The organism is Polaribacter sp. R77954, assembly GCF_044595335.1.
GTDB lineage: Bacteria > Bacteroidota > Bacteroidia > Flavobacteriales > Flavobacteriaceae > Polaribacter.
On record NZ_CP138992.1, the window covers coordinates 1,541,826 to 1,559,021 of the forward strand.

General features: G+C 29.8%; 14 protein-coding genes. 8 read left to right on the forward strand and 6 right to left on the reverse strand.

Features of this window, described 5'->3' with window-relative positions:
• Positions 1-12 precede the first annotated feature (12 nt).
• From SJY27_RS06690 to SJY27_RS06725, 8 genes are all read left to right on the forward strand, one after another.
• A complete protein-coding gene (locus SJY27_RS06690; RefSeq protein ID WP_397447486.1) occupies positions 13-1,245 on the forward strand; it encodes an aminotransferase class I/II-fold pyridoxal phosphate-dependent enzyme in 1,233 nt (410 codons plus the stop codon).
• A 36-nt stretch (positions 1,246-1,281) separates the two neighbouring features.
• A complete protein-coding gene (locus tag SJY27_RS06695; RefSeq protein WP_397447487.1) occupies positions 1,282-1,560 on the forward strand; it encodes a GIY-YIG nuclease family protein in 279 nt (92 codons plus the stop codon).
• 51 nt (positions 1,561-1,611) lie between these two features.
• On the forward strand, positions 1,612-2,220 hold the full coding sequence (bioD, locus tag SJY27_RS06700; RefSeq protein ID WP_397447488.1) for a dethiobiotin synthase: 609 nt from the start codon (positions 1,612-1,614) through the stop codon (positions 2,218-2,220).
• A 10-nt stretch (positions 2,221-2,230) separates the two neighbouring features.
• The gene (locus SJY27_RS06705; protein WP_397447489.1) at positions 2,231-2,665 is read left to right on the forward strand and encodes a LexA family protein; all 435 of its coding nucleotides are present in this window, start codon (positions 2,231-2,233) and stop codon (positions 2,663-2,665) included.
• A 65-nt stretch (positions 2,666-2,730) separates the two neighbouring features.
• Positions 2,731-3,822 carry an aspartyl protease family protein gene (locus tag SJY27_RS06710; RefSeq protein WP_397447490.1) on the forward strand — a complete coding sequence of 364 codons (1,092 nt, stop codon included), beginning with the start codon at positions 2,731-2,733 and terminating at the stop codon, positions 3,820-3,822.
• 56 nt (positions 3,823-3,878) lie between these two features.
• The gene (locus tag SJY27_RS06715; protein ID WP_397447491.1) at positions 3,879-4,517 is read left to right on the forward strand and encodes a DUF2975 domain-containing protein; all 639 of its coding nucleotides are present in this window, start codon (positions 3,879-3,881) and stop codon (positions 4,515-4,517) included.
• Positions 4,518-4,519: 2 nt separating this feature from the next.
• Positions 4,520-5,047 (forward strand): hypothetical protein, encoded by a 528-nt coding sequence (locus tag SJY27_RS06720; RefSeq protein ID WP_397447492.1) that lies wholly within the window; start codon positions 4,520-4,522, stop codon positions 5,045-5,047.
• Position 5,048: 1 nt separating this feature from the next.
• Complete coding sequence (locus SJY27_RS06725; RefSeq protein ID WP_397447493.1) at positions 5,049-5,258, forward strand: helix-turn-helix domain-containing protein; 210 nt, start codon at positions 5,049-5,051, stop codon at positions 5,256-5,258.
• A 177-nt stretch (positions 5,259-5,435) separates the two neighbouring features.
• On the opposite strand, the gene SJY27_RS06730 is transcribed toward SJY27_RS06725, so the two are convergent.
• The 6 genes from SJY27_RS06730 to trpB form a co-directional block, all read right to left on the reverse strand.
• A complete protein-coding gene (locus tag SJY27_RS06730) occupies positions 5,436-7,949 on the reverse strand; it encodes a T9SS type A sorting domain-containing protein (protein ID WP_397447494.1) in 2,514 nt (837 codons plus the stop codon).
• A 111-nt stretch (positions 7,950-8,060) separates the two neighbouring features.
• Complete coding sequence (locus SJY27_RS06735; RefSeq protein ID WP_397447495.1) at positions 8,061-8,813, reverse strand: LytR/AlgR family response regulator transcription factor; 753 nt, start codon at positions 8,811-8,813, stop codon at positions 8,061-8,063.
• An 11-nt stretch (positions 8,814-8,824) separates the two neighbouring features.
• Positions 8,825-11,722 (reverse strand): histidine kinase, encoded by a 2,898-nt coding sequence (locus SJY27_RS06740; protein WP_397447496.1) that lies wholly within the window; start codon positions 11,720-11,722, stop codon positions 8,825-8,827.
• 165 nt (positions 11,723-11,887) lie between these two features.
• The gene (locus tag SJY27_RS06745) at positions 11,888-15,049 is read right to left on the reverse strand and encodes a S41 family peptidase (RefSeq protein ID WP_397447497.1); all 3,162 of its coding nucleotides are present in this window, start codon (positions 15,047-15,049) and stop codon (positions 11,888-11,890) included.
• Between the two features lie 88 nt (positions 15,050-15,137).
• The gene (gene trpA, locus SJY27_RS06750; RefSeq protein ID WP_397447498.1) at positions 15,138-15,905 is read right to left on the reverse strand and encodes a tryptophan synthase subunit alpha; all 768 of its coding nucleotides are present in this window, start codon (positions 15,903-15,905) and stop codon (positions 15,138-15,140) included.
• An 81-nt stretch (positions 15,906-15,986) separates the two neighbouring features.
• Positions 15,987-17,171, reverse strand: coding sequence for a tryptophan synthase subunit beta (trpB, locus tag SJY27_RS06755; protein WP_397447499.1), 1,185 nt, complete (start codon positions 17,169-17,171; stop codon positions 15,987-15,989).
• Positions 17,172-17,196: the final 25 nt, after the last annotated feature.

Sequence of the window (17,196 nt, forward strand, 5' to 3'; positions counted from 1 at the left end):
ATTTTTGTAGAGATGAAAACTCCAAAGAAATTAACAAATCGATTACAATCTCGTAAAGATAATAATGCGTTACGTAGCTTAACGTTACCCTCTACATTAGTCGATTTTTCTTCTAATGATTATTTAGGTTTTGCACAATCTGAAACTATTTTCAAGGAAACTCATCAATACTTAATTAACCATAACTTCAATCAAAATGGAGCAACAGGCAGCAGATTATTATCTGGAAATTATTATTTATATAATGACGTTGAAAAATTTTTAAGCGATTTTCATCAAACTACATCTGCCACAATTTTTAATTCTGGTTATGATGCTAATGTTGGTTTTTTCTCATCAGTTCCACAACGTGGAGATTTTATTTTATATGATGCATATAGCCATGCTTCAATTCGTGATGGAATTCAATTGAGTAATGCAAAAGCTTTTAAGTTTTTGCATAATGATTTGGAGGATTTAGAGAAGATGTTAAAACGACTAAGACCTTTAGACTGCGCTCAAGGTGACAAGGATATTCAGAGTAATAAAGAGATGCTGAATCAAGTTCAGCATAACAACGCAGAAATCTACGTTGTTACAGAATCTGTTTTTTCTATGGATGGAGATTCACCAGATTTGGTTGCCATTTCTAAAATCTGCAAAAAATACAATGCTTTTTTAATTGTTGATGAAGCCCATGCCATTGGAGTTTTTGGTGCTGGTTTGGTTCAAAAACTAAATTTACAAAACGATGTATTTGCCAGAATTATAACCTTTGGAAAAGCAATGGGTTGCCATGGAGCTGCTATTTTAGGCAGCAAAAGTTTACAGAACTATTTGGTAAATTTTGCACGTAGTTTTATTTATACAACTGGTTTGCCTCCTCATTCTATAGCAACTATTAAAATGGCTTATCAACAACTTCGTCTCTGTTCTAGTGAATTTGAGAAAAATGAACAAATTTGTATTGAGAACCCACAGAATCAATTACAGAAAAATATTCATCACTTTATAAAAGAAGTAAAAAGGCTTCAATTAAACTTTATACCCAGTTGCTCAGCCATACATTGTTGTATAATTCCAGAAAATTCAACTGTAAAATTAATTTCAGAAAAGCTGCATCAAAATGGTTTTGATGTAAAAGCTATTTTATCGCCAACAGTACCAAAAGGTAAAGAACGTTTACGTTTTTGTTTACACAGTTATAATTCTACAGAAGAAATTAGTGAAGTCTTGGAGTTCTTAAGTATTTTTGTAAATAATTAACGTCACCCTGAACTTGTTTCAGGGTCACACAAGAAAATGAAAAAGAGCTTTGTTTACATATTAACGAATACATATAGAACTACTTTTTATATTGGAGTTACTGCAAACTTATCTAAAAGGTTATATGAACATTATGATGAAACAGCTTCAGTTTTTACGAAAAAGTATAATTTGAAAGATCTAATTTATCTTGAAGAATTTTCTGATATTAATCAAGCTATAGCAAGAGAAAAACAATTAAAAAATTGGCACAAGGAATGGAAGTTAAACCTAATTAGAAAAGTAAATCCAACTTTTAAAACATTAGATTATTGATATAGGATGAGAACCTGAAACAAGTTCAGGTTGACGAAACAGAATTTTTAAATGAAAACATATTTTATTACAGGAATATCAACAGAAGTAGGTAAAACTGTGGCTGCTGCTATTGTTACAGAAGCTTTACAGGCGGATTATTGGAAACCAGTACAGGCTGGAGATTTAGATAATTCTGATACGCACAAAGTACAACGATTTATATCGAATTCTAGATCTGTTTTTCATCAAAATGCATATGCGTTACATACACCTATGAGTCCGCATGCTGCTGCTGAAATTGACGGAATTCACATCAACTTAAAAGATATTATAGTTCCAAAAACCGATAATCATTTGGTTATTGAAGGCGCAGGCGGTTTGTTGGTTCCTTTAAATGATTGCGATACTATTTTAGACATCATTGAACCTGATTATAAAGTAATTGTGGTTTCTCGTCATTATTTGGGGAGTATAAATCATACCTTATTAACCATCAATTTATTACAAGAAAAAGGGTTTGATGTATCTCTTATTTTTTCTGGTGATGAGCACCCCACTACAGAAAGTATCATCAAAAAAATGACGAATGTAAATGTAATTGGGCGTATTGAAGAAGAACCTTATTTTGATCAAAATATCATTAAAGAATATGCTGAAAAATTTGTAGAAAAATTGTAATTTGCAAAATATGATAGCTTCAGAAACACTTACTTTTTTTACACCAAAAACTTCATTAGGAAATGGAGCTGTTTTAATAGATACCGGAATTTCTGCTGGATTTCCATCACCTGCTGATGATTTTAGAGAAACTCGAATTTCTTTAGATGATGAGTTAATACAGAATAAAGATGCTACATTTTTTGCCAAAGTAAAAGGGCAATCTATGATTAATGCTGGCTTAGATGATAATGATTTATTGGTAATTGACAGAAGTTTAGAACCTGCAAATAACAAAATAGCCGTTTGTTTTTTAGATGGCGAATTTACGGTAAAACGTTTACGAGTTGAAAAAAATGAAGTTTGGCTGCAACCAGAAAACCCCAATTATCCAATTATCAACATTACAGAAGATAACGATTTTGTGATTTGGGGCATTGTAACGAATGTGATTAAGAAAGTTTGAAACAAGCCTTAAAATATTACTTAAAATTTTTAAGAAAGCATGTTTTAATTTTGCTTCTGATTTTTTTGTTACCATCAGGCTTTGCTCAAAACCGTGCAGCATTTCAAGATACCATTCCGTTTAGAACTGATTTAGGCTTAATTATTATTCCGATAACTTTTAATGGCGTTAAAAAACAATTTGCTTTTGATACTGGCGCTACACATTCTGTTTCGTATGATTGGGCAAAAAATGAGCTAAAACCAACTAGAAAAACAATGAATATTACTTCTTCTAGTGGTTTAAAAAGTAAAATGCGGTTTTACAAAAGCGGATTAATAGAACTAGGTAGTAGAAAAATTAGAAAACACAGCATATTAAATACTGCTAAAAATGATGTATTTTCTTGCTATAATATCGACGGAATTCTGGGTGTGGATATTATAAAAGAGCTGAATTGGACTATTGATTTTGAGCGAAAAATTTTAGTGATGTATCCATCAAATTATTTTCCAGATAAAGTAAAAACGATGCATCGTTTAAACTTTGATTATCAAAATAAAAGACCTTATGTTTTTCTAAAACGAAAAAATAAAGAAATTCGTTTTCTTTTAGACACTGGTGCTGGAGGTTTTTCTAATATTTCTAAACGCGAGTACAAATTTTCTACAATTGACCATTATCCAAATTTATCAACACAAAGTGCTAGCATTGATGTAAATGGAATTCTTACCTCATCATTGGCTAAAATTGTTAAGTATGCAGCGAGTTTTTCTGGTGATGTTGCTATTTCACCAATTGTAGTGTATAACAACCAAAAATCTTCTAAAATAGGAAATCGATTATGGCAAAATAATAAACTTTTTTTGTCATTAAAAAAAGACAAATTATTTAGTTTTAAAGCTAATATTAACAATACATTTAAAGGATATCCATGTTCTGTTTTATTTTATAAAAACAAAATGCGAATTATTAAAGTAGAAGAACAAAGCGCTTTATGGAAAAATGGCGTGAGACAAGGAGATGAAGTGTTATCTGTAAATGGAAAACAGTTTGACAATTTTTGCGATTTAGACAACTATTTTAGAAAAACAGTTAAGCTTGCACAATCTTTCAAAATAACTTTAGCTGATGGTAAACAATTTACGGTAACCAAAAATTCTGTATTAAAAAATTAAAATTACTCTTTTTTAATATTTTATTATTGTTTTTCGATAATTTTTATATTTTTGCATTGTCAAATAATAAAAACTATTCTCTTATGAAAACAGAAAGAAAAATAATATTATCATCTCATTTTTTAAAATTTATAATGGCAATTCTATTTGCTACTGGCATAAGTTTAGTTGTTATCTATTTTCACTCTTTAAATTCTCCAGAAAAATATACAAGCCTGATAATTACAAAAAATAATAGTTTAATATTTGATTCTAGTATAAAAGAAATTCCTAAAAACTATGATGAATGGAAAAACACGAAACAGTTTATTCACTTTAACTTATTAGAGAATTTTACAAAAGTTAGATTCTTATTATCAAAATTTACAAATGTAGTTGGTTACTTTTTTATAATTTTTTTATTTCATAAATTTTTAAAAAACACCCTTACTCTACAGTTTTTCTTTGAATCTAATATTAAGATTTTAAATAAAATTTTATATATACTTCTAGGTTTATTTTTATTAAGGTTACTCCCTTTTAACTTATATACAATGGTGTTTTTTAAGAATGGATTACCTCATTATGTTTCAAAAAGCTATATGAATTTAAACTTTCTATTTTATTATCCTCTATATATTATTTTTATCTATCTCATAAAAATAATTTTTAAACGAGGTCAAGAATTAAAAACAGAAAATGACTTAACCATTTAATTATGAAAAAAATAGCTTATTTAATTTCGAAACTCACATTTTGGGGATTTACTTTTTTCTCTATAATTACCTTATTTTTTTCTATGCTCGGATTTTTAGAATACAAATTAAAATGGGATAATTCTTTTATTGAAATAGTAAAAAGAGACGGGTTAGATTTTGCAAAAATACACGGAATTGGGGTTGAGTTTTGGTTGTCTTATGCTGTATTTTTAATGTGGGCAACGTTTATATTTTATTCCATTTACTTTTATGTGTTGCAAAATTTCTTTGCCATATTTATCTCACAAAAAACTTTTGAAGAAAAGTCTGTTCAGCAACTTAACAAATTTTACAGGTTAAATTATATTCCTGTAATTATGGGCTTTATCGGAATCACTTATAGATACTTCTCATTAGGCTATTTTAAATTTGATGAGCCACATTTTTATGTTCTCATTCATCTTATTCTAGCTTTCTTTTTATATTTCTATCTAGATTTGATAACAAAAGGAAACACAATTCAACAAGAAAACGACTTAACAATATAAGATGCCAATCATTGTAAACTTAGATGTAATGCTTGCCAAACGCAAAATGCGTAGTAAAGAATTGGCCGAGATTATTGGTATTACCACTGCCAACTTATCGATCTTAAAATCGGGTAAAGCAAAAGCGGTTCGTTTTACTACATTAGAAGCCATTTGCGAGGCTTTAGACTGCCAACCTGCAGATATTTTAGAGTATCAAAAAGATCAATAATTCTAGTTAAACACCAATATTATTAACATCTATTTTACCTATTTTTTTGCATAAACCAGAGTTGTCTATCAAAAAAAAATCTAACCAATTCATTTGATTGCATTTTATAAAAAACATTAAGTGCGATTTGTAACATACAAATCGCACTTAAATAATTTCACTTTTCCTTTCTTCTACTTATTTCTTTATTAATTTTTTTCTTGCTATTTTTCCGTTTTCAAATGAAATTTCGATAAAATAAATACCTCTATTTAAAAAAGAAGTATTAATCTTATTAGAGGTTGTCTTTTTAATGAATTGCCCCAAACTATTTGATATTTTTACGATTTTAATAGAAGAATCAGACTTTATATTTAATTCGTTTTCAAATGGGTTTGGATATACTTTAAAATTAGTTTCACTTAAAACTTTTTCTGTACTTAAAGGACTTGAACCAAATTCATAAGCACCCATATCTACTGTAGTATTAAAAATTCTTTGGTTGAAAGCTAAATCAACACTTACACTAGCAGGAACTTGAGAATTATTTCCAGCATCTATGGCAGGAGAACCTGCAGACAATTGATAGTTATAGTTTGCGGCATCTACAAACATAGGGTCATCACTTTTTGTATTTGTTTTATTTGTAATTAATGAAAAATCTTCTTGCCCAATTGAATTTAAAACTGTAATTGAACTTGCTAAAATGTTGGTACTTCTTCCACTAATATCATAAAGTTGAGTTGTACTCATATTGTTAAATAAAATACTATTTGCTACTGTTGCAGTATGTACTCCATCACTTTCAGATAATACTAAAGCACTTTGAACCGGATTATTATTGGAGCCAAAAGAAGTAAAATTTGAAAACGTTGAGTTTACAATTGTAGAAGTTACAGTAGAGTTATTTCTATATGCACGTAACCAAACATCTCCTGTTGCACCTAAAGCTGAACTAGTGCGATTTCGAACTTTATTGTGATTAAAAAGGTTATTGTATAAATTTACTGTAAGATTTACATTGTTAGCTGTAACTAAGTACATACTTGCAGCATATCTAGCTGTATTATTAGTAAACTTACAGTTCTCAATAATAACAGTTGATGTATTTATTGGCCAGTAATATAGGGTTCCACCACTAAAATTAACGTTATCTTTAAGATTAGAGTTTTTTAAAGTAAAATCTACAACAGATTCCTCAATAAATATCCCTGCACCCAAACTATTATTACCAGAGCTAGCATTTGCAAAACCCCCAGAAATAGTTAGACCATCTAATAGGATATTATTTCCTGAAACATAAACTATATGCTCATTATTCTCTTGTCTATTCGCATCAATAAAACTTGCAGCACCATCATTATTATTTACATCGCCAGATAAAATAGTTTCGTGATTGCGTATATCTCTTTCAGAAATATTGGTTTCTGTTCCATCAAATCCGCCATAAATTTTAAGATTGTCAATACCCACAGTGTAAGCATTTGCTCTAGATGCAACTGTGTATGTACCTTCTGCCACCCAAATTTCTTCAGTAGTTGATTCCGAATTATTTAGCGCTACATCTAATGAAGTCATCGCATTTGCCCAAGAATCTCCAGTATTATTACCTGTGGCATCTTTATCTACATAATATTTAGTTAGCGCTGGTGCTGGTTCAAAACGTTTTACAGATGTATTTCCAGAATTATTTCTATAGACTAGGTGAAATGCATTACTACTATTTACCATAGTTGCGTTTACAAAAAAGTTTGAAGCGGTGCTATTGGTTTGTAAAACAGGAATTGAACTATCCCAATTTTGGTTTGCAAAACTATAAGTTTCAAAAGCAAGATTATCATTTACATTTGTATACATAACGAATAGGTCTTCATCTGCACTTTGTTGATCTATGTATAAGTACTCCTGTTGATTATTTATGTTACCCAAAGGTTGAGGAAAATTCATATCTGACAATTTACCGAATTGTAAAAGATTATCATTTCTTTTATATCCAACCCAATAAGTATTTACTTCTGATATTCTTTCAAATCTGGTATTAGAAACATTAAACCTATGTTCTTCATTAAAATTGTTTGCATCGTATATTGTTACGTTAGACGTTGCTACGTTAGACGTTGTTATATCGTATGTTAGCTTACCAAACCTACTTGTAGTTGCAATGTTACCAACAGTTGTTCTTGTTACATTATTCCAATCATTATTGTTTGGATTGTAATATAAAAGTTTAAAAAAATATCTGTTAGTAGCGCTTTGATAACTTGATGTTGATAATAGTGTCCAGCCAATATTATTAAAAGTCAATTTTGGTCTTTCCTCTAACAAAGTTTGATTTAAGGATGCAGCAACTGGTCTTAGTGTAAAATTTCCATTAACTTGTTCATAAACTCTAACTCTACTTTCTGATGTTTTTACAAATGAAACCCACAGGTTATTTGTTGTTGGATGAAAGCTCAAGTGCTGTAAAGAAGAGTTATCTGAATTAATAGGACCTGCAACTTCACTCCAAATGGTACCATCATATTTGGTTACATAAGTTTTATTTCCATCGTTTGCATTTGCATAAGCAATATAGGTTTCGCCTGTGGAAGGGTGAATTGCAATAGCAGCATCACTTGCATTAATGGCTGATGGAAAATTTAAATCTACCCAATTTTGGGCATTTGTTATAAAGCTAACAAAAAGTAATGTATAAAATAATTTTGTTTTCATTGTTTAAATATTTTTTCAAATATCTAAATTGAAAGGGCTAATTATTTTGGTTTTTTACGAAATGTAGGTTTTACTTTATAAACGGTAAGTTTTTGAAAAAGATAAAATTTACTAAAAAATCATTTCTACTAATTTTTGAAAAGCTTCTCTTTTATCTCTGGCAATAGGCACACTAAAGCCATTGCTAAGAATAATATAATGCCCATCTTCTTTTACAAAACGATCCATAAATTTTAAATTGATAAAATATGAACGATGTGGTTTGTAAAACAAATTATTGTCTTTTAATTGTTCTGTAAAATGCTTTAAATTTTTGGTAATTAATTCTTGTTTACCATTTTTTAAATAAACCTTTGTGTAAGCACCATCTGCTTCGAAAAAAATGATATCATCTACAGATACAAAAGAAATTCCTTTGGGTACTTCTAAAGCTATTTTATTAAGTGCTAGCTGATTGAATGCTTTTTTTAATTGTTCTAATTTTGCACTATAATTGTCTTGTTTTATTAAACTTTCTGCTTTATTCACAGCTGCTATCAACTCATTATCAGCAATCGGTTTTAATAAATAATCAATGGCAGAAATTTTAAAAGCGTCTATAGCATATTTGTTATAAGCAGTTGTAAAAATGATGTGGAAATCCATTTTCTCTCCTTTAAAAAAGTCTACAATTTCAAGACCAGAATGTACAGGCATTTCTATATCTAAAAAAACTATTTGTGGCTTGTGTCGTTTTATTAAATCTACACCATCTGCCAAACAATCAGCCGTTATTACTTCTTTTATCGATTTACAAAGTTGCGCTATAAGCAGTTGTAGCACGTCTCTTGCTTTTTGCTCATCATCTATAATTAATACTTTCATGGTATTGCTTTTTATTGAGGTATTTTAAGTACTATTTTGGTTCCTGAGGTTGTACCTTCTTTTTCTAAATTTACTATTTGTAGTGTAATTTCTGAACTTCTTGTTTTGTTTAAAAGCTCAATTCTTTTGTTATTGGCTCCTGTAGAAAAAGATTTGTGGCTACTTTGTTTTTGATTAATCGCTCTGCTTTTTTGAAATCCAATACCATCATCAATAATTTCACAAATAAATATATTTTTGTCTCTTATATTAAAATTTAAAGTTAAATTTTTAGCTCCTTTTTTGTGCATTAATCCGTGTTTAATGGCATTTTCTACATAAGGTTGAATTAAAAATGGAGGTAAATTTATTTGAGATGGATTTGTATTTTTACAAAGGTTAATGCTATAATTAAAATCTTTTGAAAACCGATCTTTTTCTAAATCTAAATACAAAGTTAGCGCTTCAATTTCTTCATTTAAAACCAAAGAATCTCTTTGCGTATGCTCTAAATACATTCTAATTAATCTAGAAAATTTTACTAAAAAATGCCTTGCTAAAGTAGTTTCGTTTCTTAAAATATAATCTTGAATGCTATTTAAAGCATTAAAAATAAAATGAGGATTCATTTGAGATCTTAAATTTTCTAACTTAAGATTTATGTTTTCTAACTCTTGATTTTGTTTGTGTAATTTTATTTCTTGTTGTAGTTGTATTCTTTTATTTTTTTTGGACAGGAAATACCAAATTAGTGCTGTAGTAAAAATCAGTATCGCTAAAATAAAAATCCAATTTTTATAAAAAGGAGTTTGTATTATAAAATTAAAATCTATGGGTGCCGACACTAAACCATCATAAAACCCAACAATTTTTAAATTATAACTGCCCGAAGAAATCCTATTAAAACTAACCACATTGGCTCCTTTATTTAGGTTTTCCCATTTACCATCGTTCAATTTAAATTTGTAGTTTATCGTTTCTTTAGAAAATAAACCATTGGTATTAAAAAAAACATCTACTTTTTCTATTTCTGATGGAAATTCAACATTTTTTGCTAATTTAATGTTAGTTCCATTTCCTACAACTTTGGTAATATAAGGGTTATGAAGTTTAATTTGTTTCTTGTATGCACCAATAGTAAAGTAGATGATTTCTTTAGATGAAGTAATAAATACAATATCATCTTTTATGTTTATTCCTTTAAAATCGTAAGAAGGTAAACCATCTTGTTTGGTGATGTTTACAAAACGTTTGGTGCTTTGGTTATATACCTGAATTCCGCTATTTCCTAAAATCCATAAATGATCATCATAAAAATAAATATGACTATTGATTTCATTTAACAAACCATTTTTTAAATTCAATTCTTCTACAACTTCATCATTTTTAATTTTTAAAATTTTATTTTTAAAACATAACACCCAAATTTCGTTATCTGAATTTATAACAATATCTTTTGCAAATATTCGTTGTCCATTAATTAGAATTTCTTGCTTTTGATATACTGAATCTACAACATACAAACCATTTATATTGGCAAAATATGCTTTTTTTAATGCTTTACAATAAGCATTTGCGTAAGATCTTCCTGGAATTTTAAATATTGGTTTTCCAAAAAATTCTCCATTCGTTTCTAATTTAAAAAAAACCGAATTTCTATTTGAAGATTTTAAGAATACGTTTTGATTTATGAAGTTGACTTCTTTATATACACTTCTTATTTCTTTAGATTTATTAAAACTTAAGTCAGAAGAATTTAAGATGTTATTTTTTTTAATTGTAGTAACATTAATTTCTGATGAAAATGGGTTTTCAAAAACATACTTTACATCGCGCTTAGCTTTATGGTTTATTTTGGTAAGAGTCTTAGTTTGTGTACTAAATTTAAATAATCGGTTATCGATATCTTGTATGTAAAAGTCTTGGTTTGTATTATAATGATGTTTGATATCAGACATAAAATCATTACTTTTTATGGTGTTGAATGCTATGTTTGGAATGATAAATAAGCCCTTATCATGTGATGCCACCCAATAATTATCTAGATTATCTTTAATAACTTTGGTAATGAGTTTATCTTTAAAAAGATGCCTTCTAAGCACAATTTTACGATCACTGAGTTCATAAATATACAAACCATCTTGTGCACAAACCCAAAGTAAATTATCTATGATGCAACTATTTACAATTCGTTTTTTAGTAAAACGTCCCACTATCTCAAGGCTTTTTATCAATTTTTTTTCAAACTTAAAAGCCGTACTTTTTAATAGAGAAGTTTCTAAAAATAGAATGGTACTATCTTTTTTTGCCAAACTCGCAGAAATATGCCTTTTGATTATATGTTTATAAAAAGGCTGACTTATTTGAGTTTTGGTAAAATTTTTTAAACTATACTTAAACCATTCGTTTTTAGTATTTAGTATGTATAAAAAGTCGTCAATTACAACAGGTTTTAAGTCTGTTTTTTTTGCTGAAATTTCTAGGACATTTATTTTAGTAGCATCTTTTTTGTCCACCACTAAAATTTCATTGGTACCAATTACTATAATATATTTGCCATACACTACTATTTTAGTATTCTCACCTTTAAAATATTCATTCAAATCTAAAAAAAGGTCAATAGTACTGGCTTCTTTTATTCTAAATAATTGGTTAGATAAATTATTATACCAAACCGTGTTTTCATTATCTATTGTTAAATTAAAGACAGATAACCCTACTTGTTTTGGATGTGTAAAAAATAAGAAATTGTTTCCATCATATCTATAAATGCCAGATTCTGTTGCCAACCAAATAAAGTTATTGGCATCTTCTACAATGTCGTACACAGTTTTATCTGGCAAACCATTTTCCTTATCTAAATTAAAATAGATAGGTTCTTGAGCCTTAATATTGACAAAGAATAAACAAAAAAATAACAGCCATTTCATAGCTCTCAATATTACTAAAAAAACAAGAAATGAAAATTTATTATTTACAAATAGTACGTTCTACTTTATAAAATGTATATTTTTTGGCATGAGCAGGTTTTAAGAAATAGAAAAAGCAGTAATTTAAAAATCACTGCTTTCATTTTTATGAGTAAAACTTTCGTATTATTTTAAGTCTTCTAATAAAACTTCAACTGCCTTTTTCAATTGGTCGTCTTCATTTCTATCTGCCCAACCTGGAGCATTTTTTACCAAATAATCTGGTACTGCAGGTGCTTCATTTTCCATATTTTTACCAGATTTTGCAACATACCAAGCTCTAAATGGCATTCTTACATAACCATTGGTTAAACCATAACCTCCTGTTGATATTACTGCCCCAAAAGTAGGTTGCCCAACTAGTTTACCTAACCCTAAATTTTTGTAAGCATGAGAAAATATTTCTGCATTAGAATAACTGTTTTCATTACATAATGCCACACTTGGTTTTGTGTTTACAGATAAAATTGCTCTTTCATTAAATGGATAATGTTTTGCGAATTTTTTATTCTCTTTCTCTAAATTTTTAGCAGCTCCTCTTGGCACTGTATATGCATGTTGATATACATTTAAAACCGCCATTAAACGATCTGTGGTCCAACCACCACCATTATAACGCACATCAATCACAATACCTTCTTTGCCATAACCACTCGCTTTAAGTTCGCGTTCAAAACGCTCAAAACTTGGCGCATTCATACCTTGAATATGAATATACCCTAATTTTCCATTTGAAAACTTGTTTACCAACTCTTTCCTAGATTCTACCCAAGCTTGGTATTGTAAATTACGTAAACTACCAGATGTTCTTGCTACCAATTCTTTTCCATTGGCAAGAGTTAACAACACTTCATCTCCCCTTGTATTTTTTAACACTCTGTAAAAATTGGTATTCTTATCAATTTTTACATTGTTAATGGCAGTAATTACATCACCTACATTCAAATCTACTTTGCTTTTATCAGCAACTGAATTGTCTAAAACGTAAACAACTTCTGCACCTTTAGATGTATTTTTTACTTCTAAACCTAAAAGCCCAATATTATCACTATTGGTTTCTTCTGGTGTGCTTCCTCTATACCCCATATGGCTTGCATTTAATTGGCCCAATAATTGATTAAAAACAAAAGCATAATCTTGAGCAGTACTCGCTTTTAATGCTAAAGGTTTGTACTTTTTCACCAAACCTTTCCAATCATATCCATGAAAATTAGGGTCATAAAAACCCATTGTTAACACACGTGTTCCTTCTTCGAACATTTGTGCATTCATCGCCATAAAATCTGAAGTATATTTTGCAGAATGTGGGTATGAGGTTACTTTGTCTGTTTTTGGATTCAATTCACTTAATCTACCTCTTGAAGTAAAATAAAATTTACCATTAACTTCAGAAAAACCGCCAATTCTGGAAGTTCCTTTGATTTCTTTTGGACTTCCACCTTCTAATTTTACTTTATAAAAACTTCTACTATTTGTTGCCGGATTTGTTGCTGAATAGTAAATACTTTTATTATCTGGACTGAACATTCCACCGAATTCATCATCTGGCAAACTTGTAATTCTTACCAATCGATCATAGATTTTATCTTTATCTATAGTAACCTTTACTGATTTTTCTTTTTTTGATTTCTTTAAGGGTTTTGGTTGATAATAATCTCCATTTTCTCGATCTGTTCTGGTTCTTTCCCAATCTTCCTTATTTAGCCAAACCATCCAAATATCATAATCAACACCTCCTCTATTACCACTTCTGTTAGATGCAAAAGAAAGCATTTTACCATCTGGACTCCAAGCAGGAGAACGATCACTTCTGGGATGCATAGACACATTAAATTTTTCTTTGGGATTCTCTACAGATTGAATAAATATTTCACTATCAAAATCTAAATCTTGTTGAGAGTAGGCTAAATACCTACTATCAGGACTCCAACTTACTCCAGATGGTGCTCCCCATCCTTCAGAAAAAGGAATAATATTTGTAATTTTTCCTTTCTTATAATCTGCTACCATTAAATTTCCACGGCCAACTTGATAAGCTACTTTTTTATGATCTGGCGAAACCAAAAGATTATAAACATCTTCTTTACTTTTGGTTAATTTTTTAGTTTCGATTTTTAAACTTCGTTCTAAACCTACTAAAGTATCTTTAGAGCTAGACACATAAATTTCGTTATGCCCATCTCTATCCGAAATAAACAACACTTCTTTATTACTTATCCACTGTGGATCTCGATCTCTAAAAGGATGATTACTTACGTTATTGGTATTCTTCTTTTCTTTGTTATTTTCTTTTACAAAAATTTCTCCTTGAATTTCCATAGCCGCTAATTTGCCATTTGGAGAAACATCAAAACTAGAAATATCTGATGAAGTAGTTGCTGTTTTTTCTAATTCGAAACGATAATCTGTATTTAAATTGATATTTAATTTTTTTGCACTTCCATTTTTTAAATGATAGATATTAAATAACGTGGAATATACAATGGTTCCATCATCACTTACAGAAAAAGAAACAACGCCATTTTTGGTTTGATTTGTTAATTTACTAGGATTATCGGTTTCAGTGCCATCAGATGAAATTGAGGTCTTATAAATATTATAGCGTCCACTTTCTGCACCAATATAATACAGATTTCCATTAGCATCCCATTGTGGAGAATGCTCATTTTTTTGAGTATATGTAACCTGAATATATTGCTTTGAATCTTTGTTAAAAATCCAAATATCTCTTTGTGCAGAACCTGAATAATCTTCTCTAGAAATTCTACAAGCACCTTTAGCATAGGCAATAAATTTTCCATTTGGCGATTGTGTAGCCATTGAACCTAAAGCTGTAATGGTTCTTTGTGGTGTTCCTCCATCAGCATTAATATGATAGGTTTGCGCATCCCATTGTGGCCCTTTTAACACTCTATTTGTGGTAAATAAAATATTATTTTCTTTGGTCCAATCGTAAGGAGTATCTGTGGTTGGGTAATAGGTGAGTTGTTTTGGCATACCACCCATTTTAGAAATTGTAAAAATATTATTTGCACCTTTTCTGTTAGATGAAAAAGCCAACTGATTTCCATCACTATTCCAAATAGGATTACTTTCATACGCTTCGTGAACCGTAAGCCTTTTAGATTGGTTTGTATTTAGGTGATAAACCCAAATATCTCCTTGATATGAAAAAGCGAGTTGACTTGCATCTGGACTAATGCTTGGCATTCGAATTAAAGATGTTTGTGCTACAAGTAATGAAAAATTACTTAGTAAAAAGCAAATAATAATAGTTTTTTTAGTCATCTTAGGTAGTTTTAAAGACAACTAAATTAAACTATATTACTTTGATTTTGAAGACTTCTCTATGAGTTTTTAAAAATTTTAGATTTCCTTAACTTATAATAGGCGCAATAAAATCATTAATTTTATCAACTCCATTTTTACCCAAGTCTTTTATAAAAGCAGAACCAATAATAGCACCATTGGCATAAGCACAAGCTGTATTAAACGTAGATTTATCTGAAATACCAAAACCAACAATCAGTTTGTTTTTTAAATTCATTGCTTTAATTCTTTCAAAATAAGCAATTTGCTGATTCGAAATTTCACCTTTAGCCCCTGTAATTGAAGCTGATGCAACCACATAAATAAATGCTTTTGAGTACGCATCAATCTTTTGAATTCGATCTATAGAAGTATGAGGTGTAATTAAAAACACGTTGGTGATTCCGTATTTATCAAATAAATGTTGGTAATGATTCTCAAACTCTACCATAGGTAAATCTGGAATGATGACTGTATCTATGCCACAATCTACAATTTTTTTACAAAACTTTTCTTCACCATACTTTAGCATTTGGTTTAAATAGCCCATTAACACTAAAGGTGTATTATTTTTCTCTTTGATTGAGATGAGCTGCTCGAAAACAATATCTAAATTGATACCATTTTCTAAGGCTTTTTGACTACTGTCTTGAATGGTTGGGCCATCTGCTAAAGGATCTGAATATGGCAAACCAACTTCTATAAAATCTACTCCACTTTTTTCTAATTCTTGAATTACTTTGATGGTATCATCTAATTCTGGATACCCACAAGTAAAATAAATGGATAGTAAATTTTTATCTTTTTGTTGAAATAATTTTTGGATTGAATTCATGTTTTTCTGGTTGATGGTTTTGAGTTGATAGTTATTTGTTTTTAAATCAAACTTTATAACAATCAACTTTGAAACTTTTCACTACTCTTTAAGATGCTTAATAAACGTTTCTAAATCTTTATCTCCTCTACCTGATAAATTGATGACCACCACTTGATCTTTTTTCAAATCCATTTTTGGTAATACAGCCAATGCGTGTGCTGTTTCTAAAGCAGGAATTATTCCTTCTATCTTGGTCAATTCATAGGCAGCTGTTAATGCTTCTTGATCAGTTGCATTTAAAAAAGTAGCTCTTTTACTTTCGTATAAATACGCGTGTAAAGGACCAACTCCTGGATAATCTAAACCCGCAGAAATAGAATAAGGTTCTACAATTTGACCATAATCATCTTGCATTAAGATGGTTTTAGAACCATGAATAATACCCACTTCACCTAATTGAGAAGTTGCAGCACTTTCGCCCGAATTTACGCCTAAACCAGCTGCTTCAACAGCCACTAATTCTACCTCTTCATCATCCATATAATGATAAAATGCACCTGCTGCATTACTACCTCCACCAACACAAGCAATGATAGTATCTGGATTTTCTTTACCTGTTTTTTCTTTCAGTTGCCATTTCATCTCTTCAGAAATTACCGCTTGCAAACGAGCCACCATATCTGGATGTGGATGTGGCCCTACCACAGAACCAATTAAATAAAACGTTTCTGGGTTTTGAATCCAATAACGAATCGCTTCATTAGTAGCATCTTTTAAGGTTTTTGATCCAGAAACTGCTGCAACCACTTTTGCGCCCAACATTTTCATTCTGGCTACATTGGGTGCTTGACGAACAATGTCCTTTTCGCCCATAAAAACGGTACATTCTAAACCCATCAAAGCACAAACTGTTGCTGTTGCAACACCATGTTGTCCTGCACCAGTTTCAGCAATAATTTTTGTTTTGCCTAACTTTTTTGCGATCAAAATTTGCCCCACAGTATTGTTTACTTTGTGTGCACCTGTATGATTTAAATCTTCTCGTTTTAAATAGATATGAGCACCATATTTTTCTGATAATCGCTTAGCAAAATACAAAGGTGTTGGACGCCCAACATAGTCTTTTAATAAAGATTTATACTCTTGTTGAAATTCTTCTGACTCGATAATTTGAATATAATTATCTTCTAATTCTTTTACATTAGGATATAGCAACTCTGGAATAAATGCTCCTCCAAATTGTCCAAAATATCCATTCTCATCAGGTTGAAACTTTGATTTCATAATTTATAATTTCGCTGTTGTCATT